Source organism: Mesorhizobium sp. B2-3-4 (assembly GCF_006442315.1).
GTDB lineage: Bacteria > Pseudomonadota > Alphaproteobacteria > Rhizobiales > Rhizobiaceae > Mesorhizobium.
Genome location: NZ_VFVY01000027.1, coordinates 13,727 through 40,457, shown reverse-complemented (window position 1 = coordinate 40,457; position 26,731 = coordinate 13,727). Strand labels below are relative to the sequence as shown.

Sequence of the window (26,731 nt, the reverse complement as noted above, 5' to 3'; positions counted from 1 at the left end):
TGCAACCCGTACATACATCTCAGATCTTCATCCTCCACGCATTCCAGATCGTCCTCCTCGGGATAAGCCCAAGGAGGACGGCGGCACGGGCAAGCCAAGGAATAAATTCCTTGTGACTCTGCTTGACTCTTCCGGACCGCTCTGGAATCTATAGGAACATAACAGGAACAATTGTGAGTGGAAGCTGACCGTCATGGCGATACCAGCCGTGGCGCGGGAGACTGTTTTTGCCCTGCGCCGCCAGATCGCGAAGATCGAGGGAACGCTGCCCGAGCGCCTGCAGGCGCCGGCAGGCGCGACCCCTGATGCGGGTGCCGGCACTGACTCCGGCAGCGACCTGACGATCGTCCGGCGCGGCCTTGCCGCCGCCTTGCCGGATGCCTTCCTGCCCGTCGGCATCGAGCGGTTCGATGCCGCGCTTGGCGGCGGCCTGCCGAAAGCCGCGCTCAGCGAGATCCATGGCCTGGAAACCCGCGATGCGGGCGCTGTCGCCGGCTTCGCCCTGTCGCTCGTCAGCCTGATCCTCGAGCAGGCGCAAGGGCTGCCCATCTTATGGATCGGCACATCGGAAATTTTCCACGAGGCCGGCTTTCCCTATGCCAGGGGGCTGCATGCCGCCTTCGGCATCGAGCCCGGTCGATTGCTGTTTTCCGAGGCCCCCAGGCTTGTCGATGCGCTGTGGATCGCCGAGGAGGCCGCCCGGATGACGGCACTTGCCGCCGTCATCCTGGAAGTCAGGGGCAATCCGCAGCGGCTGGACCTGACCGCGACACGCCGCCTGCATGCGCGCGCGCAAGCGGCCGGCCGGCCGGTATTCCTGTTGCGGCAGGCGGCCGAACCCGAACCGACGGCGGCGCCCGTCCGCCTCATCGCCGCGCCGGCGCCGGCGGTGTCGCGTGAAACGGTCGCCGGGCCGCTCGCCGGCTCGATCGGCCGCCCCGCCTTCACCGTCAGCATCGGCAAGAGCCGTACGGCCCTGCCTGGACAATTCACACTGGAGTGGAACCCCGATGAACGCAGATTCGACGAAAGAAGGGGCGAGGAAAGACAGACCCACGAACAGCGGGCAGAGGATTCTGTCGCTGTGGTTTCCCTATCTGGCGGCCGAAAGGATCCTGCGGCAGCGTCTGGGGCGGTCCTGGCGTTCCCGGCCGCCGGATCACCCGCGGCCATCTCACCCACCGCTCGTGATCAGCCATCGCCAGGGCAACGCGCAGCGCATCGCGGCCCTCGACGAGCGGGCTGAGGCGCTGCACCTGAAACGCGACATGGGGATCGCCGATGCGCGCGCCATGCATCCCTCGATCGACATCGTCGAAGCCGATCCGGAGGCCGACCGGCGCCTGCTCGAGGGCCTTGCCGACTGGTGCGACCGCTACACGCCGCTGGTGGCGCTGGACGGCATTGACGGCCTGTTTCTCGACGTTACCGGCTGCACCCATCTGTTCGGCGGCGAACGCGCCATGCTGGACGAAATCCTGTCGCGCTTCTTCCAGCAAGGTTTCGACGTCCGCGCCGGGCTTGCCGCGACGCCGGGAGCCGCCTGGGCGGCGGCCCGCTTTTGCGGCGACCGCATCGTCGTATCGGGCGATGAGGAAGCCTTGCTCGCCCCCTTGCCGCTGGCGGCCCTTCGCATAGCGCCGGAAATTCGGACCAGCCTGGAAAGCGTTGGGCTGCGCACGGCGGGCGCCGTCATGGCCGCGCCGCGCGCGCCGCTCGCCCGCCGTTTCGGCGCCACCTTGCTGTTGCGTCTCGACCAGGCGCTTGGCCGTCTCGACGAAGCGGTCTCGCCGCGCCTTCCGGTCGCGCCGCTTTCGGTCGAACGGCATCTGGCCGAGCCCGTCACGCTGACCGAGGAGATAGAACGGCTGGTCGGCCTGCTGGCGGCGACCCTGAAGACAGACCTCGAACGCCGCGGCGAAGGCGCAAGGAGCCTGGCGCTGCTGCTCTTTCGCGTCGACGGCGCCGTCAGCCGCATCGCGCTCGGCACCTCGCGGCCGATGCGCGAACCCATGCTGATCAAGAAACTGTTCCATGAGCGGCTGACCGCGCTCGAACAGCAGATCGATGCCGGCTATGGTTTCGATCTGGTGCGCCTCTCGGTGCTCGCCGTCGCCGCTTTCGACATGCAGCAGACCGATCTGACCGGCGACGCGGCCGATGACGGCGCCGACATCGCCTTGTTCGCCGACCGCATCCGAGCCCGCCTCGGCGAGGGCGCGGTTCTGCAGCCTGTCGCCGTGGCAAGCCATCTGCCCGAACGCGCCGTCGCCATCGTCCCCTTCACCGAGGCGCCGCGCCGCACCACGCCGCCGAAGAAACCGGACAGGATGCAGGCGCCGATGACCATTTTTCCGCCGGAACGGCCGATCCGGCTGTTCCGCGCGCCCGAGCCCATCGATGTGCCGGCCACCGAGATGCCCGAGGGGCCGCCATTGCATTTTCGCTGGCGCCGCGCGCTCTACAGGGTCACGCGTGCCGAAGGTCCCGAACGCATCGCCGCCGAATGGTGGCGCGAGGCGCCGGGCGACGCGGCGGCGTCGACACGCGATTATTTCCGCATCGAGGATGTCGATGGCCGCCGCTACTGGCTCTACCGGCAAGGCCTTTACGGCAACCCGCAAGTGCCGCCGCGCTGGTTCATGCACGGGGTGTTCGCATGAACGCGCTGACCGTCATTCCCTATGCCGAGTTCGGCATCCAGTCGAATTTCTCCTTCCTGCGCGGCGCCTCCAAGCCGGAGGAGCTGGTGGTTGCCGCCAAGCTCATGGGCTTCTCCGCGATCGGCCTCGCCGACCGCAACACGGTGGCCGGCGTGGTGCGCGCCTGGCAGCAGGCCAAGGTCGAAAAGCTCGCCTATCACCCCGGCTGCCGGCTGGTTTTTGGCGACGGCACGCCGGACATTCTCGCCTATCCCAGGGACCGCGCGGGCTGGGGGCATCTGTGCCGCATGCTCACCCAGGCCAATCTGCGCGACGAGACCGAAAAGGGCGCCACCTTGCTCCGGCGCGACGACCTGCTCGAATGGGGAGACCTGATGTCGCTGGCGGTCCTGCCCGACCTCGCCACCGGCGCGCGGATCAGCCTCGCCGTGCTGCGCCAGCTCGAGGACCGCTTCGGCAGCGCCCTGCGGCTTGCCGTCTCGCCCTGTTATGCCGGCAATGACCGTTTCCGGATCGAGCAGGCGGCGGCGCTGGCCGAGAGCACCGGCCTTGCGCTGATGGCGACCAACGACGTGCTCTACCACACGGCCGAGCGGCGCCCGCTGCAGGATGTGCTGACCGCGATCCGCCTCAACACGCCGGTCGCCGAGGTGGGACTGGAGTTGACCGCCAATGCCGAACGCCATCTGAAGCCGCCGCTGGAAATGGCGCGCCTGTTCCGCAGGCATCCGCAGGCCCTGGCCGAGACGCTGCGTTTCGGGGAAGAGCTTACCTTCTCGCTCGGCGACCTCCAGTACAACTACCCCGACGAGCCGACGGAGTCGGGCCTCGGGCCGCAGGCCGAGCTGGAACGGCTGGCCCGGGAGGGAGCGGACCGACGCTTTCCCGCCGGCGTCCCCGCCAGTGTCATGCAGCGCATTCGGGAAGAACTCGCCTTGATCGAGCGGCTGAATTACGCCCGCTATTTCCTGACAGTCCACGACATCATCAAATTCGCCCGCAGCGAGGGCATCCTCTGCCAGGGCCGTGGCTCCGCCGCCAATTCGATCATCTGCTTCTGCATCGGCATCACCGAAGTGGGACCGGACAAGATCGACACGCTCTTCGAACGTTTCATCTCCGAGGAACGCAACGAGCCGCCTGACATCGACGTCGACTTCGAGCATGAACGGCGCGAGGAGGTGATGCAGTACATCTATACGAAGTACAGTTCCAAGCGCACCGCCCTCGCCGCCGCCGTCATCAGCTATCGCGGCCGCTCGGCGCTGCGCGAGGTGTCGAAGGCGATGGGCCTGTCGGAGGATGTCCGGGCGTCGCTGTCGGGCTCGATCTGGGGCTGGTCGACCTCGGAACTCGGCGAGAAGGAAGCCAGGGCCGGCGGCCTCGATCGCAGCGATCCGGTGTCACAGCATGTGATGGAGCGCGCCAACGAGATCATGGGTTTCCCCCGCCATCTCTCCCAGCATGTCGGCGGCTTCGTCATCACCAGGGACCGGCTCGACGAGATCGTGCCCATCGTCAAGACGGCGATGGACGCGCGCAAGATGGTCGAATGGGACAAGGACGATCTCGACGCGGTGAAGATCCTCAAGGTGGATATTCTGGCGCTCGGCATGCTGACCTGCCTGCAGCGCGCCTTCACCTTGCTTACGCAGCACTATCCGAAGGCGCGGGATGAGTATGGCAGGCCCTTGACCCTGGACACGATCGCCAAGGAGGACGCCCGCGTCTACGCCATGATCTGCCGCGCCGATACGCTCGGCGTCTTCCAAATCGAATCGCGCGCCCAGATGTCGATGCTGCCGCGCCTTCAGCCGAAAAGCTTCTACGACCTCGTCATCGAGGTGGCGATCGTACGACCAGGTCCGATCCAGGGCGACATGGTGCATCCCTATCTGCGTCGCCGGCAGGGCAAGGAAAAAGCCGAATATCCCAAGCCGGAACTGGAGAAGATACTCGGCAAGACCCTTGGCGTGCCGCTGTTCCAGGAGCAGGCGATGAAGATCGCCATCGTCGCCGGCGGCTTCAGGCCGGGCGAGGCCGACGAACTGCGCCGCGCTATGGCCACCTTCAAGCGCACCGGCACGATCGGCAATTATCGCCAGCGCATGATCGACGGTATGACGGCCAGGGGCTACACGAAGGAATTCGCCGAGCGCTGCTTCAAGCAGATCGAGGGCTTCGGCGAATACGGTTTTCCCGAAAGCCACGCCGCCTCCTTCGCGCTGCTCGTCTATGCCTCCTGCTGGTTCAAGACCTTCTATCCCGACGTCTTCTGCGCCGCGATCCTGAACTCGCAGCCGATGGGCTTTTACCAGCCGGCACAATTGGTGCGCGACGCACGCGACCATGGTGTCGACATCCGCGCGGTCGACGTCAATTTCTCCGTCTGGGACTGCACCTTGGAAAAGGCCCCCTTCGATCCGGCCCGCATCCTGCCGCGCCATGCCGAAATGCGCGGCGTCATCGAGACCAGTCATGCGGTGCGGCTCGGCTTTCGGCAGATCAAGGGCCTGTCGCAGGAGCGTATGGCGGCTTTCGTCGCGCGGCGCGGTTCCGCTTATCAGACCGTCCGCGACGTCTGGCTGCGTTCCGGCCTCGACGTCGACGAAATCGAGAGGCTGGCGCAGGCCGACGCCTTCCGCTCCATCGGCCTCGACCGCCGCGCGGCACTTTGGGAGGTGCGCGCGCTTGACGCCAGGAGTGCTGCCGAGAAACTGCCCTTGTTCGACCAGCCGGCGCTGCGCCTGCGCGAGCTGGAGCCGGAAACGAAACTGCCGACCATGCCGCTCGGCGAACATGTCATCCACGACTACCGCTCGCTCGGCCTGTCGCTGAAGGCGCATCCGGTCGCCTTCCTGCGCGAGCGGCTCGACCGTGCCGGCGTCATCCCCAATGCCAGCCTGCCTTCCGTGCGCGACGGCAGGCGGGTTTCCGTTGCCGGTCTGGTGCTGGTGCGCCAGCGCCCCGGCAAGGGCAATGCGATCTTTCTTACGCTGGAGGACGACAAGGCCGTCGCCAATGTCATCTTCTGGGAGAGGACTTTCGCCCGCTTCCGACCCATCGTCATGGGCGCGCGCTTCGTCAAGGTCAGCGGCAAACTGCAGTCGGAATCCGGTGTCATCCACATCGTCGCCGAGAAGATCGAGGATTTGACGCCCTGGTTGACCGTGCTGCTGGAAAAGGTCAGCGCCGCCGCACCAGCAGTCATCGAACCCTCGGATCGCTCACGCCAACCCGCAATAGGCAAAGCCGGACAGGATCTCGCCCTGCTGTCGGAAGAAGCGGAAAGGGTCATGCCCAAGGGACGCAATTTTCAATAGGTGAGGGGCTGGCCCTTTCCATCAAACGCTGGCGGGACAGCGCATCAACGTTCGGCCGCCTCCATGGCGCAGCTCAGCCCGGCCCGCCTAACCTTGGCGGCGGCGACAGCACATCTTCGGCCGAGATGACCCGCGCCTCCGAGGGCAGCATGATCGGAATGCCGTCGCGCACGGGATAGGCGAGCTTGGCGACCCGCGAGACCAGCTCGCCGCGCTCCGGGTCCCAGGCCAGCGGCCCCTTGGTCAGCGGACAGGCCAACAGTTCGAGCAGCTTCGGGTCGACACTGGTCTTCTTGCCGTCACGCCCATCCGCCGCCATCACGTCCTCTTCCGGTTCCAAGCCGACGAACACCGGCGCATCCTACTGCAGGCTCGAGCCAAAATCCTCATTCTCCCGCGCCAGCGTCATCTCGGTGATGGCAATCAGCGTTTCGGCCCTGGTCTTCAGGTCCGCTGCCTCGAGCAGGGCCTGCTTCTCGGCAGGTCCGTACGGCGCCATCATCGACAGCGCGTTGACCAGCATGGCGTTCTCGGCCCGGCTGACGCTTTCCCAGTCGGCCTCGAGATCATTGGCCTGCAGATAGGCGCGAAAAGCCTTGAGCAGCGCCGGCCGGTCGATTTCATCAGCCGCCTGGTCCTCGCCGAGATCGGCGAGGAAGGGCGCCGGCTTTGCCTGGCGAAACGGCGTCTTGACGGTCAGCTCGTGGGCGACGCGGAACCGGCACACGCCTTGCAGCGAAATCAGGTAGCGGCCGTCGCCGGTTTCGGAAAAGGCGATGATGCGGCCGAGGCAGCCGACATTGCAAAGCGCGGGCTCGCCATCCTCGCGCAACGCGCCGTCGAGAGCGGGCTGGATGATGCCGATGAGGCGCGCGCCGGCGACCGCCTCGTCCACCATCTGCAGGTAGCGCGGCTCGAAGATGTTGAGCGGCATGCGGCCGCCCGGCAAGAGCAGCGCGCCCTCGAGCGGAAAGAGCGGGATCGTCGACGGCAGATCCTTGGCGAGCCGGTAATGCGCGTTTCCCGCTTGCACCTCATTCCTCCGATCGCTTCCACGGGAAGCGTCAAATCCCGCGTCGCCCTGTCCTATCTGGCGCACGGGCCTGACGACACAAGCCCGTGCGACAAAACTACCGGCAGCCGGCTCAGGAAAACAGCAGCGACGACAATTTCCGCCGCGCCGCCAGCGTCGCCTCGTCGGTCATGCCCCAGGCCTCGAAGAACTGCAGCAATTGCGTCTTGGCGCCATCCTCGTTCCAGGCGCGGTCGGCCTTGATGATGGACAAGAGATTGTCGGCCGCGGCCATGCGCTCGCCCCTGGCGTTCTGGATCATGGCGAGGTCGAAGCGCGCCTGGTGATCTCCCGGGTTTTCGGCCAGGCGCCGCTCGAATTCGGCCGGATTGCCGAGTTCGGCCGCCTGCGCGGCAAGCGCCATCTTGGCGCGCAGCGCCGCAAGCGCGGGCGCGTCCTTCTTGGCTTCGGGTGCGGTGGCGAGCAGCGCCTCGGCGCCTTGCGCGTCGCCGGCCTCGAACAGCAGTTCGCCGAGCCCGGCAATCGCCTCGACCGTTTCCGGCGCCTGCGCCAGGATCGCGTCATAGATGTCGGCCGCGGTCTGCATGTCGCCGGCGTCGCGCGCCTCGGCCGCCGCCGCCAGCGCCTCGGCCACGGCCTGAGCGCCATTGCCCTTGCCGCCGACCTTGGTGATGAATTCGTTGATCTGGCTCTCGGGAATGGCGCCCATGAAGCCGTCGACCGGCTGGCCGTCCTTGAAGGCGATGACGGCCGGTATCGACTGGATGCCGAGCTGGCCGGCGATCGAGGGATGGTCGTCGATGTTCATCTTGACCAGCTTGACCTTGCCGCCGGCGGCCCTGACCGCCTTTTCCAGCTGCGGGGTGAGCTGCTTGCAAGGCCCGCACCACGGCGCCCAGAAATCGACCAGAACCGGCTGGCGGCGCGATTCCTGGATGACGTCGGCGGCAAAGGCGGCGGTCGTGGTGTCCTTGATGACGTCGCCGGCGGGACCGGCGAGCGCTTCGCCAGGCGCGGCTTTCGCCTGGGCCGGCGCCGCTCCGCCATACTGCACCGTGGTGGCGTACTGGCCGCCATTGTTCCCGAATGATCCGCCAAACGGATTGTTGTCGCTCATCTCGTCACCCTTTCGGTCGTGCCCGCCGGCCCGCGGCCCGGCGCATGTCTTTTTGGAAATCGGTTTCGCCATCCATGTGGCGATCAGGCCGAGACTTTCAAGATAGCAGCATCATGGCCGGTTGCCTCGACGAATCTGATCAGGTCGGCCGCCGCGATCGACGTCGTCGCCTCATTGGTCAGCGGATGCGCGTTGATCACGGCATGCTCCATCAGATCCTTGTCGAGCACCAGCCTGACCCTGTTCGCCGTGTCGTTGATGACGCCGAAAACGGTGACCGCGCCCGGCGTGACGCCCAGAAGCTCCAGCAGCATCTCCGGCTTGCCGAAGGAAACCCGGCTGGCGGCGCCGATCAGCTGGTGGATTTGCTTGAGATCGACGACGGCGTCCTCGCCGACGGTGACCAGGAAGAAATTGTCCTTCTTGTCCTTCAGGAACAGGTTTTTCGTGTGGCCGCCGGTGATTTCGCCGCGCAGCGCCTGCGAATCGGCGACCGTGTAGAGCGGCGGGTGGCGTTTCGTCGAAACGGCGATGCCCAGTTCGGCGAGAAAGGCGAAAAGCTCGGCTTCGGTCTTGGGCATTGATTTTCTTCCCGGCTTGGTGTGCGGCCATGCCGTTTATCGCATCGGCAGCGGATTCGGAATCGTTTTTGCGCCAGGCATGATGCGCGAAGCCGCCAAAGCCGGCGATTCCCGCGCACAGCGCGCCGCCACACGAGCCGCAATGCGATAGCCCTCCGCGCCGTCGCCGGGTGGAATGCGCGAATCCGGCCGTCCGCGCGGGCTTGCCGGCTACATTGCGCCGGGTTGCAAAAAGCCTGTTATTTCCCTGTTGCAATCGCCGCGCTCTTCAGCCATATAGGCCCGGCTTGCGGCCAAGACGCCGTGTGAGCGGGTGTAGCTCAGGGGTAGAGCACAACCTTGCCAAGGTTGGGGTCGAGCGTTCGAATCGCTTCACCCGCTCCAGTTTCCTCCAGGGAAATCAAGCATCGAAAAGCCGCGGCCCGCCGCGGCTTTTTCGCATTTTTGGGGCGGACGCTGGCGCCGTCGCCACAGTCGGGGCCAGGCCAGGATTTCCCGGAAGTCATATAATTACAGCAGGAACGCTTCCCGCCCGGCCTCGTTAGCCTCCATCAACCCAAAGATGGAGAAAATGATGCAGAACATTTCTGGCAAGCGCGTCGCCGTTCTGGCCACCAACGGTTTTGAACAGTCCGAATTGGAAGTTCCATTGAAAAAATTGCGCGAGGCGGGTGCGCAAGTGGACGTCGTGTCACTCGCAAGCGGTGAGATCAGAGGCTGGGATCACAAGGATTGGGGACGGGGCGTTCCGGTCGACAAGACCCTGGATGAAGCGCGGGCAGACGACTACGATGCCATCGTTCTGCCTGGGGGCGTTATCAACCCCGACCTGCTCCGGGTCGAGCAGAAGGCGTTGGACTTCGTCAAATCATTCTGGTCCGCCAACAAGGTTGTCGGTGCGATCTGCCACGCGCCCTGGCTTCTCGTGGAGACCGGGATCGTCAAGGGGCGCCGCGTCACGTCTTACAAGTCAGTCAAGACCGACGTGATCAATGCCGGTGGTCTTTGGGAAGACAGTGCTGTCGTCACCGATCAGGGGCTCGTCACCAGTCGCAACCCGGGCGATCTCGACGCGTTCTGCGGCAAGCTCGCCGAGGAGATAAGGGAGGGCGCCCACGACCGGCGGGCAGCGGCATAGCCCGCCTTTCGATGAGGGGCCGCCTTCACCCAGCCCCTCACCCGCCCGCCTTCCTTACCGATGCCTGGTGCACCAGCGAGGTCCAGCTGTTGGTCGAGGCGAGATGGCAGTAGAGCAGGCTGAGCGCACCTGATTTTCTGAGGTCGAGGAAGGCCGCGTCGCTCAATTTGTTGAAGGCGGCTTCGTCGATCACCTGGAAATCGGTGAGGTTGAGCACTTCGCCGCCTTCCAGCGTCACCTTGCTCTGGCGTGGGGCGAACAGGCCATGCGCGTCGATCTTGTCGACCATCTCGCGGGTCGCCCGGAAATCGATCTGGAACTGGTTGCAGAAGGCGAGCGCCTGCTTGGTAGCCTCGGTCGGCTCGTTGCCGCTGAAGAACGGCAGCACCTTGTCGTCGCGCGACGACGCCGCGATCTGGTCGACGACGCGCTCGCTCGCCCTGTCGACGCACAGCGTCAGCCGGCCGGCCGAGGACGGATCCTCGGCCAGGATGAAGGGATAGCGGCGGACATAGGCCGGTATGTAGTGCGGGGCGCTCCACTTGCCGTCGGCGTCGACGAACAGGTTCTCGTCTTGGCGCACGCCGGTGATGATCACGGGCGCCTTGGCCGCGCCGATGAAGACGATCGGATAGGAGCGCATCGCCGCCGGCATTTCCGAGGCCACCACCGGAATGGCATGCGCCTGGCGCGCGAAGGAAAAGTCGCTGCGCGCGGTCAGCCCGATCGAACCGTGCCGGGCCGGGTTGAGCGCCTCGGGCCGCGCATAAAACAGCGGCATCGCGTCCCCTGTCGCCGGCGCCGTCCCTGCTTTCACACCAGTCTCAGCCATCGTCCGTCCTTTTCTGCCGCGAGCCGATCAGGCCGGCCAGTCCTCGTCCGGCATTCTTGCCGAAGCTTGTGTTTGTTGCGCCGGGCCTGTGTCCGAAAAGAATCCCGCGCCGAGACAAAGTACTACAGTGTCGCAGCCGCCCGTAAAAGGACATGAGCTGCTGTATTTGCGGATTTGCGGTGGGCAATTGTCTTGCGGGCACTTCGCGCCGACGGGCACTTCGCGGCAAGGTGTTTCGACTTTTTCGCCTCGCGCCCGCGAAACAAACAGCGCTGGACAGCCCACCGCGAAATGGCGACAGTGCCGGTCAAACGGCTCCGGGGCGAAATGGAATGATGGCGGCGGATTTCGAACAGGCGATCGGACAGGCATTCGTCATCGACACCGGCGGCGGCCGCATCACCCTCGAATTGAGCGCTGTCAACCGCATCGACGCCAGCCCGCGCCCGGGCGGCGGGTTTTCCCTGCTGTTTCGGGGACCGCGTGAGATCGCGCTGCCGCAGGCGATCTACAGCCTCGCCGGCGCCGGCGGTGTCCACGATATCTTCATCGTGCCGGTTGCCGCCGACGCCAACGGCCGGACCTACGAGGCGGTGTTTAACTAGGGCCGCTTGGGTGGCCGCAATCCCGGCCTTCGTCATCGACTCTGAGGAATGGAGAAAGGCTTCAGCCGACCTCAGGGGTTCGCGGCTGCCGCCCAGCCCCCGTCCGGGGCGCAGGCCATCAGGTCGTAGACGCCCTTGTCCTCGACGACCGCGAAGCCGAGTTCGAGATAGAGTCCCCGCGCCGGATTGTTCTTCTCGACATGGATCGAGACATATTTGCCAGCTAACCATGCCTCGTCGATGAGATCCCGCAGCAGGGCGGTGCCGTGGCCCTTGCGGCGATGCGCCGGCAGCAAGGCGATGTCGATGATGCGGTGCTGGCTCGGCCAGCGCTCGATATAGAGCCGGCCGATATCCTGTCCGGCATGGCTCACCACCAGCCAGTCGGCTTGCGGGTAATGCTTGTGGTAGTGCGCGTGCTGGGCCTGGAACTGCATGCCGAGAAAGGCGGCCTTCTGCGCCTCGCTCCAGTCCGTCACCGCGAGCTCTTCGAGGCGGGTCGAGGCGTAGAGCCGCGACAGGAAGGCGATGTCGGCGTCACCGGCGGCGCGAAACACCAGCCCGGCCGCGCCGGCGCGCCGCCAGCCCACGGTGGAACGCACCGCCGAGACGTCTGTCAATTCAGCTGTCTGCACAATGCTCCGGGCCCGCCGTCATGCCGGCGGCGTCAGGTCGCGCACCACGGCGATCTGCTTGAGGTTGTTGTCGGTCAGCGACGTCCATTGATATTCCCATTCGGTGCTGTCGATGGCCATCTGGTTGATCGTCCACAGCCCGTTGGTGCCGTCCGGCATGATCATCATGCTGAACAGGGCGAGCCGCCCGTCGGCATTGTAGTTGAGCGTCAGGCGCGTTGAATAGGAAGACGCGCTGAGGTCGCGCCACCCGGTCCAGATCTGCGCGGCGGCATCCAGCTGGGCGTTGAACTCATGGACGCGCTGCTGGTCGGAGGTGACCAGCACGATGTCGCCATCGCCCTGGATGCCGGCGGCGAGCGTATATTTGGGCACCCTGGAATAGCCCGGCGACGCCCATGGCGTCCAATTGTCGGAGCTGGCGGGCCGCTGCAGCGTGTGCACGACCTGGCCGTTCTGGGTCAGGGCGAACAGGTTGGTGCCGCCGAGCGGGCCGACCACCGGCGCCATCTCGATGAAGCCGCCCGTCGCGCCATTGTCGATCTGCACCCATCCCGTCCAGTCGGTGACCTTCAGCGCTTGCGCCGTGTTCTGCTGGCAGCGGTAGAGGTGCAGCCCGGAATTGATGCCGAACAGGGCGATACGGCCATCGGCCTGGCGCAGCGCCGTGACCGTGACAAGCCCGCCGGGGATCTGCTGCCAGGCGCTCCACGGCTGGGCGGGCGGCCTGAGCTCGTCGACGGTCACGACGATCGGCGTGGTGGTGCCGGGCGGGGTGATGGTTTTCTGCACCTGCACGATCTGGTCGGGATTCTGGTAGATCCACCAGATGCGGCCCTGATTATCGGTGAGGAACACCTCGATGCGGCCATCCGCATCGTTGGCCATCGACAGTTTCTGGTAGCTGGCGGCGCCGGGCGGCGCGCCGATGTTCACCGGCGGATTCCATTTGTCGACCGGGCCGACCTGGTTGGCATCCTCGGTGATGAAGGACAGATTGACGGTACCCGACGGCTGCGCGACGACCGCGACGCGGCCGTCCTTGGTCAGGCCGGCGGTCATGATCACCCAGGCGCCGGCGGCGATTGGCGACCATGCGGAAGGCCACGCCCCGTTGGGCGCGACTTGAGCCTTCTGGATCAGCCGCCCGGCCGCCGAATCGATGCCGACGATCATCAGCCGCGACAGTTCGAAGAACGGCGTGCCGGCCGGCATGCTCTGGTAGGCGGGCGCGGCGCCTGGGGCTGCCGCGGCTTCGGCCTTCTTGCCGGCGGCCGCTTTCTTTTTTGGTGCTGTTGTCTTGGCCATTTGGTTCGATCCTACCCTGTTGCTCGGTGTCAGCCTCTCGGCGGGAAGACGCCTTGCAGCGCGATGCAGAAATAGCAGGTGAGATAGGGCTGCATATTGTTGTGCGGCTGATCGCCGCCGGCGGGCGCGAGAGCGCTAGGGCTCATCGCCGCCAGATTGGTATTGGTGGTCTTTTGAAACACGGCGCCACCGATAGAGGTTGCCAGGGTGATGCCGGGGGTAAGCGTGCCTTGCGTCCCGTCTTCAACAGTCCCTCGCATAGCGTGGTTGTGCATCGGAATTTCGGACTCCAGCAGCGACACAGTTTCCGTACCACCGGTCTCGCCGAGATCGTGTAGGGAAAGTCCCGGCCCTTGGCCCGGATGCATCGGCGAACGCCCTTGCAGATCAGGCAGGGCGAAGTTGGACTTGCCGTTGCCGCCATAGGTGGTGCCGAGGAGCGAGAACAGCGCCGTGTTCTGCGACAGCGGCAGAAGCTGGCCGTCGCACCACGCCCAGCCCCTGGGGGCGAAATTGAACGGGAAGATTCGGATTTCGGCGACGAACGGATCGGCCATGACAGTCCCTCTTCAAGTCGGCGACGGGAAGATGCCGAACAGCGAGATGATGAAATTGATGCAGAGATAGGGCTGAAAGTTCGTATGCGGCTGGCTGCCGCCCACCGAGGATATCGCGGACGTCGCCATCGCGGCATCAGCTGTTTCAACAGCGTAAAGTCTTATCAGGGTCGAACTTGCGAGAACGTTGTTCTGCCCCGTGGGTTGGGATCCATTGCCTTTGTTTCCCAACAGTGGATGGGAATGCGCCGGAATCTGGTTGATTGTCAGCGTGACCTCTTCGACGCCGCCTGTCTCGGCAAGTATGAAGCCGTTGCCCTGGTGGAGAGGAATCCGGCCGCGCAGGTCAGGCAGCGCGAAAGTGCTTTCGCCGTCGCCGCCATAGGTGGTGCCGATCAGTTGGAACAGCGTCTCGTTCTCCGAGATCGGCAAAAGCTGCCCCTCGCAAAACATCCAGCCGGCCGGCGCGAAATTGCCCGCAAACATACGGACTTCGCCAACATAGGGTTGTGCCATGGTCGCTAATCCTCAAGTCGGCGAGGGGAAGATGCCCTGCAGGGCGATGCAGAAATTGAGCGTCAGGAAGGGCTGCATGTTGAGATGCGCCTGGCTGCCGCCGATGTTGGACACGCTCCCGGCGTTCAATGCCGCCAGATTGGTGGCAGGGCCATAGATATTTCCAGGATCCCTCGCCAGGATGTTGCCGACATTGCCAAAGTTTGGATTAGTGGAATCGCCCTGCGTCATGGATGCGTTCGCGATATGCGTATGCTGCGGCAGTTCGCTTATGGATAGCGTATGCGCCTGCTCGCCACCGCGCTCGCCCAGCGTGTGGCCGCCACCGACATGATTCGGAATGCGCCCGCGATAGTCGGGCAACGCGAAGTTGACGCGGCCATCACCGCCGAACGTGGTGCCCAGCAGCGAGAACAGTGGTTGGTTCTGGTTGATGGGAAGCAGTTGGCCATTGCACAGCGCCCAGCCCTTGGGTGCAAAGACGAACGACATGATCCTGATTTCAGAAAGAAATGGTTCCGCCATCGCCGCCCCCTCCCGATCGCCATCTCAGGCACAATAGATTCACCGTCGCAAGAAAGATTTGCGACTCACATCAACCGGTACTTAAGATTTTCTGTTAATCAGAACCGCTTTTTCCGATCCTTATTGAACAGCTGATTTCATTACTTTGCAAGCCAGTTTTTTAGCTTGCTCTGTTGTGATCGAACGTCGCCGAGCCAATTCAGCCCGATCAAGGCAGAGGGTTGGTAGTCGGCAAGGGTGCGGCGCCCTGACTATAAGACACGGTGCCGCTGATGTTGAATTTAGTCGGGTCGTTAATGCCGTTCGCGTCATCGAGTTCGCCGGCGATTGCCCCGGCAGTTGCGGCTGACTGCGTCACCTTGAAGATGCCGAAGGACTGTTTGAAGCGCACATACTGGCCATTGCCGGCCGCGCCGGCAATGCTTGCGAACGAATTGCCCTGAACATTGGCCCAGATAGTCGGGAACGGCCCAGCGCCCGGCGGGTTGGCGATATCGGTGACTTGGTTGTCCTGGATGATGATCCCGCGATTGCCATTGATATGCTGGATCACATTGTTGGTGACCGTGACATCGGTCTCGCCGCCGCCCGTAGCCGAGCCACCAAGGCCGACATTGACGCTGATGCCAGCAGCCGTGGCGATCTGGGAGATCGTATTGCCGGTGATCAAATACTTGCCGTTGACGGCACCCTCGTTCTGGATGCTGATGCCATTGCCTATAGCCGAGCCGGAATTGGCGACTGCGTCGTTGCCGATGATGTTGTTCTTGATAGTGCCGTTGACCGTTCTGGTGAAGGGTGCGTTCCCATTGTCGAAATGGTTGATGGCGGTCGAACGCTGGCCGATGAACGTGTTGCCCTCGATGTCGAAGGTAAGAGAAGTCGCAGCCGGGTCAGTGGACACGTCGACGCCGGCATTGTTGTTGGTGAAGGTTGCTCCCGAAACGTTCACCGTCATGCTGGTGCCGCCGGAATTGCCAAAGACGCCGGTTCCCGTAATTACATGGGTCGGGTCTGAAACGGTATTCCCGGTGAATGAACCTCCAGTCACCGTGAGGCCCATCGTGGACGACCCCGTGCCAAGGAAGTTGACGAGGTTGCCGTGTGGCGAGGAGGCATTGCCGTTGATCGCCAGCCCGTTGGCCGAAATCGTGTTGTTGACAAGTTGCAGGTTGGTCAGCGTGCCGGTGGAGTTCGAGATCTGGATCTCGAATTCGTTGTTGTTGCTGATCACCGAATTGCTGATCGACGTTGCATGCGCGCCGTTCGAGGCCGTTCCGGTCAGTTCCGTTATGTTGATGCCGGATTCGTCGGTCGCGGCATCGTTGCCGTTGCCAGAGATGTTTAGCCGGTTCAGCACGAAGCCATTGATGCTCGAGCCGCCGATGCCATCGCCCAGATTGTTAGTGATGTTCATATAGGCGAGATGGACGTCCTGCGTGTTGGTGAGGCTGATTGCATCGCCGGTCGAAGCCTGGATTGTGCCGCCCGACCCGTTGTTCGTTCCGCCGCCATCGCCGGTCACAGACAGGCCGCCGCTGGTGCCCGTGTTGTTGAGGACGATGCCGTTGGCAGCGCCGCTGGACGAAATGCTCCTGAAGGTCAGGCCCGACGCGCCAATCGTGGTGTTGACGACGTTGAGCGCCGTGCCGGTTGTCGAATTGATCGTGTTGAGGGTATCCTGCACAGTCACCGTACCGCCGCCGGTGGCGCTGAATCCGATGCCGCTGCTGGTGTCGATATCCAGCCCGCCGCCGGTGAAGTTGATGGTCGCGTTGGTGTTACCGACCAGGCTGACGGCGGTATGGGTTCCGGTGTTCAGGACCTTGCTGGTATTGCTGAAATTGATAACCGCGGTGCCGGAATTGCCGTTGACGTCGATGCCGTTGTCAAAGCCGCCGGTGGCGCTGAGGCTGCCGCTGAGCGTGACGGTTCCGGCGGTGCGGCCACTGACTTCGACGATGTTGCCATCCGTGGTCTTCTTGACCGATGCCGCGATGGTGACGTTGCCGGTGCCGCCATTGATGTCGACGCCTATGCCGGTCGGGTCGTTGGTGGCGCCGATCGAGCCGCCGTTCACGGCGACCGCGTTGGTGTTGCTGTCGATCCTGATGCCGGCCAGCGCCGTGTTGTCGATCGTCACCGTCGTGAAGGTCACCGCGCCGTTGGCGCCGCTGAGCAGGATGCCGTTTCCAGCCGTCGCCGCGATCGTGGCGGACGCGAAGTTGAATGTCGCGCTGGAGCCGTTGATCTCGATGCCGTCGCCGCTGGTGGTGGTACCGGCAACGCTCACCGCGCCGCCGTTGAAGGTGCCGCCGCTGACATTGGTCAGGTTGATCGCGTCGAGGTTGGTGACCGCAGCGGTCGACTGCAGCGAGGTGAAGGTGGCGCCACTGGCGCCGACGGCCACGCCGTTCCAGTTCAGGATCTGGCCGCCCGCCGTCTGGATGCTGTTGCCGCTGCCGGTGACGTCGATGGTGCCGCCGCCGGTGGCGCTGAAGCCGATGCCGGAGGAGGTGTTGATCGCCAGCCCGCCATTGCTGAAGTCGATCGTAGTATTGGTGTTGTTGCTCAAGGTGACGGCGGTGTTGGTGCCGGTGGTCAGCGTCTTCGTCGTACCGCCGAAGGTGATGGTGCCGCCGGCATTGCTGGTGACGAGGAGGCCCAGGCCGCTGTCGTTGCGCGTGATCGTGCTGGCCGCGTCGAAGGTGACCGAGCCGCCGCCCATGCCTTGGATGTTGGCGACGTTGCCGCCCGGATTGGTGATGTCGACATTGTTCAGGTTGATGGTGGCGGAGACGAAATTGTTGCCGGGCGTGCCCTGGTCGCCGTCGACCACGAAGGCATGGTTGGTCGCGCCGATGCCGGTGTCGATGGCGACATTGTTGAAAGTGTAAGTGCCGGTGGCGTGGTTGGCTGTATCGCCCAGGATGGTGATGCCGCGCGCGCCGGTCAGGCTGGCATTGGCGATGGTGACGTTGCCGGCGGCGCCGTCGATCAGGATGCCGGTGCCGTCCGCTGCCGAATTGTTGAGCCCGTTGGCCACGGCGGTGGTTAGACTGACCGAGCCGCCGGTCGTGTTGGAGATCGAGATCATGCGCTGGGCGGCCGTGGCTTGCGTGATCGTACCGGCATAGCTGACGACCGCGTTGCCGCCGCTGACGAGGAACGACGTGCCCAAAGCACCGCTCAGCGCGCCGGTGCCGAGATTGACGGTGCCGGTGACATCGCTCATGGCGACGTTGAAGACGCCGCCGCCCGACGTCGTCGAGTTCAGCGCGATGTTGGCGTTGACGCTGGTCATGTTGATGGCGATGCCGCCGGTCGAATTCACCTCGCTGCCGCCGGTGGCGCTGATGCTTAACGAGCCGCTCCCCGCGGCGATGCCGGTGCCTGTCGTGGTGTCGATCGTCGCGCCGCCGTTGAAGTTGAGCGCGCCTCCGCCCAGAACGCCAACGCCGCTCGTCGTGTCGATGTTGACGAGACCGGCGGCATTGAACGTGCCGCTGGCCACGCTGACGCCGCCGCCCGTCACTCCGACGCCGCTGTTGTCCACCGTCACCGTGTTGAAGTTGAAGGTGCCGGTATTGGCGATGCCTGTCGCGTTGATGCCATAACCGGATGTGCCGGAGATGTTCGTGGCGCCGTTAACCGTGAAGGTGCCGGCGACACCGTCGAAGATGATGCCGCTGGCGCCGCCGGTGGCGGTGACGCTGCCGATCGTCATGTTGACGGTCAGGGGGTCGAGATCGAAAGCGGCGCCGTTCGTCGTGTCGACCGAGCCGCCGCTGCTGTTCAGCGTGAAATTGGTGCTCACTAGCTTGGTGTTGACGAGGACGCCGGTCTGGCCGTCGTTGGCAACGTTGAAGGTGCCAAGATCAAGCGTGCCGCTGGTGGCGGTGAAGTTGATGCCAAAGCCCTGGACGCGCGCGCCTGGCGTGCCGACCGTAAGCGTGCCGGCATTGACGGTGCCACCGGCGCCGTCCGCGTCGAAACGCACGCCATTGAAGACGATACCACCGCTGTTGGCGCCACCGATCACTGTATTGTTAGCAAAAGACCTGATAGCCGATGTATTGTGGTCCGCATCGACGGTCGTACCGAAGAAGGCCGCCCCGAATCCCGATCCGGTCGACTGGAAGGTGTTGCCGTCGATCGAGGCGAGAAGCGTATCGGCGGTTACACCGCTTGAAGAGAAGTTAAGCGCATTGCCGCCGGCGGTGATGTTGTTGTTCCGGATCACGAAGTTGGATGCGGACCCGGCATTCGCAAGGATGCCGGCGCCGCTGCCGTTGTTTATCACCGTCACATTCTGAACACCGGCGGTGATCGTGCCGACGCCGGTTGTCGGCAGGTTGATCGTCGCGGCGGCGCCGCTGCTGGCCAGGATCGGGCTCGAGGTATCGAGGCCGCCGGGGTTCGAAACAACCGTCGAAGCCTGGATGGTGGTGAAATGGAACGCCGCCGAAGCGCCGCTGCCGGTGTCGACGCCGAGCTGCGAGACATCGATCGCCGCATCGCCGTTCTTGAAAGAAATCAGCGCCTGCCCGTCCTTGAGGTCGAACGAGCCGCTGCCGAGGTCGATGGTCTCGGTGCCGCCGCTGTTCTTGTCGACCAGCACGAAGACATTGGCACTCGACAATTCCGCCTGGGCGACGCTGCCCGGATTGAGGAAACTGCCATCGCCGAGGCCCGACGTGTTGCCGGCGGCGTCGATATAAAAAAGCTTGACCGGCGACAGGTTCGACGTGTCGCCCGAGAAGTTGACGTCGTTGAAGTTGTAATCGCCATTGGCCGGCAGGCTGTCGGTGGCGTCGATGACCCGGCCATTGCCGAAGGTGGAGATCAAGGATGCCGCCGGACCCGCGCCATCGCCGAACACCAGCCTGGCGTCGGTGGCGCTGGAGAACTGGACGCCCCGTGCGACATTCTTGATCGTCGAGAACGGGTCACCGGGATTGTCGGCCGTATTGGTATCGCCGAGCTGGATCGTGCCCGTGCCGGTAGTGCCGGCCATGTCGATGCCGAGCGAGCCGGTGGAGTTGCCGCCGTCGACGTCGAAATCGCCGGCGGTGATGGCGCTCGCGCCGAGCGCCGCGCCATTGAGGTCGAGGCCGATGGCGTTGGTGGCGGTGGCCGCCATGACGATGTTCAGGCTGTCGAAACTCAACGTCGCGCCGAATGTTCCGGAGATGTCAACACCGCGCGCGTTGGCGCCAGTGATGCCCAGCAAGTTGACCACACCAAGATCGAGGGTCCCGCCGGCGACATCGTTGAGCGAGATGCCGATCGCCGCGCCATTGGCCGAAATCGTATCGAACTTGATGCCATCCACGCCGACCGTCGCGCCTGTCGCCCCGGGCAAGACCGCCGTCGCGTCGCCAAGCTTCAGAGCCGTGCCGCCGTTGGTGGTGGTGATGGTGTTGCCGTCGCCGGTGACGCTGACCGTTCCCGGACCGAAGGTGCTGGCGGTGAAGCCGGTGCCGCCGGTGGTGGTGATGACAAGGCCGCCATTGGTGAAGTTGAGCGTGCCCTTGGTCTGCGGGTCCGGCACATATGCGGGGGCCTTGACGACGGCATCGTTGGCGCCGGTGTTGAATTTCTTCGACGTGCCGGAGAAGGTGACCGTGCCGTTGGCCGAGCCGCCGATCGAGACGCCTGTGCCGCCGCTGTGATCGATGCTGCTCGAAATATTGTATATGCCATCGGCATGGCCGACGAAGTTGAAGGCCGTCGATGCCGTGGTGGAATTGATTGAACCGCTCATGTTGAGACGGGTGCCGTCGCCGCTGGCGCTCAACACCGCGCCTGCCGCGATCGTGACCGAACCATTGTAGTTCAGCGTGGTAAAGGCCAGGTCATTGCCGCCGCCGAGGCTGAGGGCGGCAACGGTGGTGTTCGTGATGCTGGCGCTGCCGGCGACGCCGACGTTGACTGTCCCGCCCTGGGAGGTCTGGATGATGCCGTACTGGCCGCCATCGATGGTCAGGGTCGATCCCGCGACATTGGCGATGTTTACGGTGCCGACCTCGGGGCCGCCGATGTCGAACCCGGCATAGCTGACGTCGAGATCGATCGTCCCCGTGAAATTGACCTTCCCTGCGCCGCTCAGGGCCGACAGCGAGGCGCCGAGGTATCCGGTGTCCCTCAGGCCGCCGATGTTGATATCGCCGACAAGATTGGCGCCCGACAGCGTCACGCCGGCACCGCCGGGATCGCCGACAAAAGCCGGGGTCCTGGACACAGCCGAGATGCTGTCGAAGGTAACGCCGGCGCTGCCGACATTGGCACCAAGCACCACAAGCCCGTCACTGCCCGAATTGATCGTGTTGCCGGCGCCGGTGACGGTAATGACGGTGGAGGTTGCGTCAGCCGGGCCTAAATCGCCAATTGCGACGAAGCTCGTCCCGGTCGTCGTCGATACATCAAGGCCGCCATTGGTGAAGTCGACCGTGCTGTTTGTATTGAGTGCCGGGACGCCCGTGGGGTAATTGCCGACGATACCCAGGCTCACGCCGTCCGTCGCGCCCGAACTGATGACCTTGCTCGAGCCCGAGAACGCGATGGCGGCCGAATCATTGCCAGCGACGACGATGTTGCCGCCCTCGGCCGCGTTGTTGTCGGTAAGGTCGCCCGACAGCGTCACCGAGCCACCGGTCATGCCCTGGATCGAGACCGCGGCGCCCGACCCGTTGGTGGCGATGGTGCCGCCATAGGAAATATCGGCATTGCCGCCGCTGGCGGCGCTCGCCGAGCCGACATTGAAGGACGTGCCGGACCCGGTGTTGGTCAGCGTGCCGGTGCCGAAATCCGCCGTGCCTTTCAGGTTCTGCAGGTCGATGCCGGTGCCGGAGATGAAGGTCGCGCTGGTCGAGGCGAAATGGATGCCATCGGCGGCCGTCGTGCCGGCCACGATGCCGTCGAGTGCCACCGCCTGTGCCGAGGTGGCATTGATCGTGCCTGTCGCGACATTGACCGTGCCGCCGCCGGTGGCGGTGAACGCAGTCGACCCTTTGGTGGTGATATCCAGATCGGCAAAGGTGATCGTGGCGCCGGTGTTGTTGGTGAGCGTCACACCGTTGCCGCCGATCGTCACGTCGTCGGTGAACTTGACCGTGCCGCCGGTATGGTTGGCGATCGAGATGCCGCCGCCGGTCAGCGTGCCGGCCGGCCCGCTGTTGGGCAGGTTGCCGCGCGTGACCGTGATATCGCCGGCGCCGCCATTGGAGTCGAGCAGCGTGCCGGCGACGTTGATGTTGTTGTTGGTGATCGACACATTGCCGATCGTGCCTGTGGTGCCGTCGAGCTTGAACGCTGTCTGGCCGACGGCGACGTTGCTGACCGTGACGCCGTTGATGACGGTGCCGCCGCTGTTGTCGAAGCTCGCCGCGCTCGAATCGACGGTGAAGACCGAGCCGCTGCCGCCGGTGAAATCAAAAGCAGTGTCCTTCACCTGGTTGCTGCCGAGCATGTGCAGCGTATCGCCGCCGGTGCTCTTCACCACGCCTTCGTCGCCCGAGACGGTGGCGCCCGTCGCGCCGAGATTGCCCTGGACGTTGACCGGCTGGATGGTGCCCGCCGTGGTCAGCGAGGCGCCATTGCCGAAACCGACGATCGACTGTCCCGCATCGAGCGTGAACGGCGTGCTGCTGAGGTCGACGGTGCCGACGAAGGCAAAGGTCAGGCCGCTGGTCGTCATGGCATCGGCATCGGCCGCCGTGATCGTGACGACATCGGCGGTGAGCCCGTTCGTGCCGGCGGCGATGACGCCGCCATTTTGCGAGATCATGATCGTCCCGACGGCCGCCATCGCCAGATTGGCGTTGCCGGTGAAGAAGACGTCGGTGAAATCGTAATTGCCCTTCGTCGGGTCGAGCCCGACCGTGTTGACGGTGTAGACAATGCCGCTGATGGAGGATTGCAGCCCGTCGGCGGCGTTGCCGTCGCCGAAGGTGAAGTTGGCGTTGGCCGTGGTCGCCGTGCTGAGACCGGACGATAGGTCGACGCCGATGCCGACATTGCTGATGCTGGAGCCGCGCAGGAAGGTGATGGTCTTGTTGCCCTGCGTCGACGACAGGTCGATGCCACGCGACGTGATGTCGCCGGAGCCGATGATCGTCGTGACGCCGAAATCGGCCGTCGTGGTGGAGCCGCTGAAGTCGATACCGGTCTGGTTGGCGCCGGCGCCCAGCGTCACGTTGGTCGTGCCGAACGACACGTCCGCATTGACGCCGCTGAAGTTGATGCCGGCCTTGCCGTCCGCATCGCCCATGATGACGTTGGTGGTGCCTGAGACCGTAACCGAACCCGCATTGCCCGCGACATCGAAACCGTCCTCGGCCGAGCCCACGATCGTGACGCTGCCGAAACTGACCGGGCCGGTGTTGTTGGTGACGAAGATGCTGCTGAGGCCCGACTGGTCGACCTCGGCGTAGCCGAAGCTGACGGCGCCGGAATTGCCGTTGAGCGCGATGCCGTGGCCGAGCGGTTGGGTGAGGAACACGTCGCCGCTGAACCCGACCGTCGCCGCGCTGCCGCTGATCGAAATTCCGTCGCCCGTGGTGCTGACGATCGTCGTCGCGCCGGTGACGCTGAAGGCGCCCGTGACGCCCGAAAGGCTGATGCCGGTCGTACCGCCCGTCTGGCCGATACTGTTCAACGTGACGCCGAGCCCGATATTCGTCGCCGAGAAAGTGGATGTGGCGTTGTTGAACAAGGCCCCGCCCGTTGTCGACAACATGCCGGCACCCGTCGAGGTGGCGTTGACGCCGCTGCCGCCATTTTCGTCGGCATTGAGCGTGCCGAAGCCGTAGGTCCCGTTGCCGTTGATCCGCAGGCCGTCGCCGGTGTTGCTCGACAGCGTCGTCGTGCCGCCGAAGGCATAGGTGCCGGCGCCCTGGATGGACAGGCCGGCGCCGCCGTTTCCGGTCGAACTGAGATTGCTGCCGGACACCGTGTTGGTGCCATCGAAGAGCACACCGTTGAGACCGGCTCCCGAGACACTCACCCCGGAGATCGTTACATTGCTGACGCCGCTGCCATGGATGCCGTTGCCGGTGCCGCCCGAAATGTTGAAGTCGTAGAGGCTGGTGTCGTTCGCCAGGGTCAAGACGTCGCCGCCGCCGGAACTGGTAAGCGTGGCGGCGCCTTGGGAATCCGAGATCGACTCGTCGTGATGGACATTGGTGCCGGTGACATTCATCGGCACGCCGCCGAGCGAGAACGTGCGTCCGTTGCCGAAAGAGGCCAGTTCCTGTCCGGCGCTCAGCGAGAAGCCGGTGGTGTCGTCGATTATGCCGCGGTTGACCAGCACGATGATGGCGTCGCTGTCGGTAATGCCATCGGCATAGTCGATCGAGGCGAGATCGGTGATCGATGTGCCGCCGCCTGAGGCCCCGGCCGCGACGAAGATGTAATTGCGTTGATCGTAGAGCTGTGGCCCGAAAAACTCCGTCTCGCCAAAAGCGTAGTGGCCACTGAGCTCGCTGAGCCCGCGCGCGTCGAGCGAAGCGGTAACACCGGTGATGGAACTGTTGGTGCCGCCAAAGGTGAATTCGGCATTGGCCGAATGGGCGAGCGAGCCCGCAATGCCCAGCCGCACGCCGGTATCGACACCCGAAATCGTTCCGCCATTGGTGATGATGATCGTGGCCGGCGCGCCTATGGTCGGCGAGGAAAGATCGATGCCGATCGAGCCGGCAGCACCCGTGCCGGTGATGTTGAGCGACTGCGCGGTGAAATTCGTACGGCTGTCAGAGAAGTCGAGGCCGGTACCGACACCCAGGCCGGAAATAACGATGTTACCTGCGATCACGGCTGCATTGACGCCATTGAACGCTATGGCGTCATTGCCGGGATTGGTGATGGCGATATCGCCGAAGCGGACCGTCGCCGGCGAATCCGAAACGCTGATGGACGGCCCGCTCGTGTTCGAAATCGTGGTCGCACCATTGACGGTGAAACTGCCGGAAACCTGATCGAGATGGACACCCTGCGTGCCGCCGGTCTGGCTGATCGAATCCAGCACCACATGGGCAGTGATCGGGTCGATGAAGACGGCCATGCCGCCATTGCCCGACACCGTACCGCCGGTGGTGGTGAAGCTGCCGCCGACCGCCGTGCCCTGCACGGTGATGCCGCGGTCGGTATTGTTCTGGGCATTGACGATGGCGAAGGTGTAGGTGCCCTTGCCCGTGATATCCAGGCCGTCGTCGAGATTGCCCTGCAGCAATGTCGTGCCGGTGAAATTGTAGGTGCCGTCGTCTTCGATGTGCAGGCCGTCGAGGCCGTTGCCGGTCGCGGTGAAATTGGACGCGCTGACATTGCTCGAATTGCCGGTGAACGCGGCGCCGTTGCCACCAGCGTCCGTTACCGTGACATTGGTCAGCGTCGTGTTGGTGAGATTGTTGCCGGAGATACCGTCGCCGCCGACATGCGTTACGGTGACGTTGGTCAGCTTCGTGCCGGCGACACCGTCGCCGAAAATGCCGTCGCCGCCGCCGGTGATGGTGATGCCGTTGAGCGTGTTGCCGGTGCCTAGCTTTATTACGTTGTTGGCGACGTTGGTGCCGTGGATCGTGCCGTCGCTGCCGCCGAGGTTGAAGGTGGCGGTGCCGCCGCCGAACAGTTTCGCGGTGACGCTCTGGCCGCCGCCGATGACGGTCTGGCCCGTGGCCAGCGTCACGCCGTCCGTTGTGATGTCGCCCTTGCCACCCAGGGCGACGATGAAGCCGCCATTGCCGGCCTGGCCGACGGCATTGTCGAGCGTTGTCGGATCGACCAGCGTGCCGGTGCCGGTCGCGTTGTTCGTGCCGTCGGCATAGTAGAACTTGCCGAACGCGGCATTGGTGGCCGCGTTGATGGCGACGCGGGTGGTCGAGCCGCCGGTCAGCTCCTGGCTCTGGATGCGCACGCCGATATCGCCGCGCACGCGCTCGTTGACACGCTTGCGCAGGCCTTCGCTGACCGGATAGACCGGATCCGCCCCGATGGCCGCGGTGGTGTCCGAGCCGCCGCCGGGATTGAACGGGATGTTCAGCCGCACGCTGCCGGCGAACTGGGTGTCGTCGCGGTTGTCGTTGCGCACTTCGCCGGTGAAGGTCAGCGACGTTCCCGTGCCGAAGACGTCGCCGATCTCATATTCGATGCCGGCCTTGGCGCCGGTGACGCTGCCGTCATCGCCGTGCGGATCCTCGAAATGATAGCCGCCAATGTCCAGCCGCAGCGAATGCTTGTCGGGCAGGGGGAGCGGCACCTTGGCGCCGACCTCTCCCTCGATGCCCCAGGCCGCGTAATCGCGATGGTCGAGCACCGAGATCTGCTCGATCAGCTGGTTCGAGACCATCGACAGGGTCGAAGAGGCGGAATGATCTGTCGAATCGCCCTTGATCGGCACGAAGACGTTCACATGCGCGTCGAAATTCGGCGTGATCGCCTCGACGCCCAGCGTGGCGGCGCTGAACTGGGTGCTGTTGTAGTTCTCGGCGTTGAAATAGGCGTAGCCGCCCAGCATCAGGTCCGGATTGACGATGCGGCGGATGCCGAGGCCGATATCCTGGCCGAAGGCGTCCTTGAAATCGTGCTTGGCACGCACATCCAGGAACAGCACCGATTCGGCGGTCTGCTTGATCGGGATGAAGCCTTCGAGCGCGGCGTTGCCGCCATTGTTGTCGGCGCCGATGATGGCCCGCACCTGCGGCTGCCAGAGCCCGGCGTCGTCGCCATAGGCGGCAGCGCCCGAAAGGGCCAGCGCCAGCGACGTCAGCGCCGTCGTCTTCCACAAATGCCTTGCAATGCTCGAACGGCGATAGCCGGCGCGCACGTGGAAACCCTCCCCACGCGCTGCCATCTCACCAACTTGCCGAGACTTCTCGGTAGTTCCCATCCCTGGCGAGTCCT

General features: G+C 64.5%; 16 protein-coding genes and 1 tRNA gene. 6 read left to right on the top strand and 11 right to left on the bottom strand.

Translation table 11 applies throughout. The features are described from left to right. Positions 1 to 193 precede the first annotated feature (193 nt). From FJ967_RS33840 to FJ967_RS30025, 3 genes are read left to right on the top strand one after another with little or no spacing between them, the layout of a single operon-like run. Complete coding sequence (locus tag FJ967_RS33840; protein ID WP_140735935.1) at positions 194 to 1,246, top strand: hypothetical protein; 1,053 nt, start codon at positions 194 to 196, stop codon at positions 1,244 to 1,246. Then, positions 1,188 to 2,663: a DUF6504 family protein gene (locus FJ967_RS30030; protein ID WP_140735934.1), complete on the top strand. Its 1,476-nt coding sequence runs from the start codon at positions 1,188 to 1,190 to the stop codon at positions 2,661 to 2,663. The genes FJ967_RS33840 and FJ967_RS30030 overlap by 59 nt, the downstream gene beginning before the upstream one ends. Further along, a complete protein-coding gene (locus FJ967_RS30025) occupies positions 2,660 to 5,986 on the top strand; it encodes an error-prone DNA polymerase (protein WP_140735933.1) in 3,327 nt (1,108 codons plus the stop codon). The genes FJ967_RS30030 and FJ967_RS30025 overlap by 4 nt, the downstream gene beginning before the upstream one ends. A gap of 73 nt (positions 5,987 to 6,059) precedes the next feature. On the opposite strand, the gene FJ967_RS30020 is transcribed toward FJ967_RS30025, so the two are convergent. From FJ967_RS30020 to FJ967_RS30005, 4 genes are all read right to left on the bottom strand, one after another. Further along, the gene (locus tag FJ967_RS30020) at positions 6,060 to 6,305 is read right to left on the bottom strand and encodes a Trm112 family protein (RefSeq protein ID WP_140735985.1); all 246 of its coding nucleotides are present in this window, start codon (positions 6,303 to 6,305) and stop codon (positions 6,060 to 6,062) included. Between the two features lie 42 nt (positions 6,306 to 6,347). Then, positions 6,348 to 7,019, bottom strand: coding sequence for an LON peptidase substrate-binding domain-containing protein (locus FJ967_RS30015; protein WP_140735932.1), 672 nt, complete (start codon positions 7,017 to 7,019; stop codon positions 6,348 to 6,350). Between the two features lie 112 nt (positions 7,020 to 7,131). After that, a complete protein-coding gene (trxA, locus tag FJ967_RS30010) occupies positions 7,132 to 8,136 on the bottom strand; it encodes a thioredoxin (protein ID WP_140735931.1) in 1,005 nt (334 codons plus the stop codon). 83 nt (positions 8,137 to 8,219) lie between these two features. Next, positions 8,220 to 8,717, bottom strand: coding sequence for a prolyl-tRNA synthetase associated domain-containing protein (locus FJ967_RS30005; RefSeq protein WP_140735930.1), 498 nt, complete (start codon positions 8,715 to 8,717; stop codon positions 8,220 to 8,222). 309 nt (positions 8,718 to 9,026) lie between these two features. On the opposite strand from FJ967_RS30005, the gene FJ967_RS30000 reads away from it, so the two are divergent. Both FJ967_RS30000 and FJ967_RS29995 read left to right on the top strand, forming a co-directional pair. Continuing rightward, positions 9,027 to 9,101 (top strand) — tRNA-Gly (locus FJ967_RS30000). Between the two features lie 190 nt (positions 9,102 to 9,291). Then, entirely contained in the window at positions 9,292 to 9,855 is a 564-nt protein-coding gene (locus tag FJ967_RS29995) for a type 1 glutamine amidotransferase domain-containing protein (protein ID WP_140735929.1), read from the top strand. Positions 9,856 to 9,892: 37 nt separating this feature from the next. On the opposite strand, the gene FJ967_RS29990 is transcribed toward FJ967_RS29995, so the two are convergent. Beyond that, a complete protein-coding gene (locus FJ967_RS29990) occupies positions 9,893 to 10,687 on the bottom strand; it encodes a SapC family protein (protein ID WP_140735928.1) in 795 nt (264 codons plus the stop codon). Between the two features lie 332 nt (positions 10,688 to 11,019). Here FJ967_RS29990 and FJ967_RS29985 point away from each other — a divergent pair, with 332 nt between their 5' ends. Beyond that, on the top strand, positions 11,020 to 11,292 hold the full coding sequence (locus tag FJ967_RS29985) for a hypothetical protein (RefSeq protein WP_246675440.1): 273 nt from the start codon (positions 11,020 to 11,022) through the stop codon (positions 11,290 to 11,292). Positions 11,293 to 11,363: 71 nt separating this feature from the next. Here FJ967_RS29985 and FJ967_RS29980 read toward each other — a convergent pair whose 3' ends face one another. The 6 genes from FJ967_RS29980 to FJ967_RS29955 form a co-directional block, all read right to left on the bottom strand. Beyond that, positions 11,364 to 11,912, bottom strand: coding sequence for a GNAT family N-acetyltransferase (locus FJ967_RS29980; RefSeq protein ID WP_246675439.1), 549 nt, complete (start codon positions 11,910 to 11,912; stop codon positions 11,364 to 11,366). Between the two features lie 33 nt (positions 11,913 to 11,945). After that, a complete protein-coding gene (locus FJ967_RS29975) occupies positions 11,946 to 13,235 on the bottom strand; it encodes a hypothetical protein (RefSeq protein ID WP_140735927.1) in 1,290 nt (429 codons plus the stop codon). A 29-nt stretch (positions 13,236 to 13,264) separates the two neighbouring features. Further along, positions 13,265 to 13,792: a tail fiber protein gene (locus tag FJ967_RS29970; protein WP_140735926.1), complete on the bottom strand. Its 528-nt coding sequence runs from the start codon at positions 13,790 to 13,792 to the stop codon at positions 13,265 to 13,267. Positions 13,793 to 13,804: 12 nt separating this feature from the next. Continuing rightward, positions 13,805 to 14,308 carry a tail fiber protein gene (locus FJ967_RS29965; RefSeq protein ID WP_140735925.1) on the bottom strand — a complete coding sequence of 168 codons (504 nt, stop codon included), beginning with the start codon at positions 14,306 to 14,308 and terminating at the stop codon, positions 13,805 to 13,807. A gap of 12 nt (positions 14,309 to 14,320) precedes the next feature. Then, complete coding sequence (locus FJ967_RS29960; RefSeq protein ID WP_140735924.1) at positions 14,321 to 14,833, bottom strand: tail fiber protein; 513 nt, start codon at positions 14,831 to 14,833, stop codon at positions 14,321 to 14,323. A gap of 208 nt (positions 14,834 to 15,041) precedes the next feature. Then, on the bottom strand, positions 15,042 to 26,681 hold the full coding sequence (locus FJ967_RS29955) for a right-handed parallel beta-helix repeat-containing protein (protein WP_246675438.1): 11,640 nt from the start codon (positions 26,679 to 26,681) through the stop codon (positions 15,042 to 15,044). Between the last annotated feature and the right edge of the window lie 50 nt (positions 26,682 to 26,731).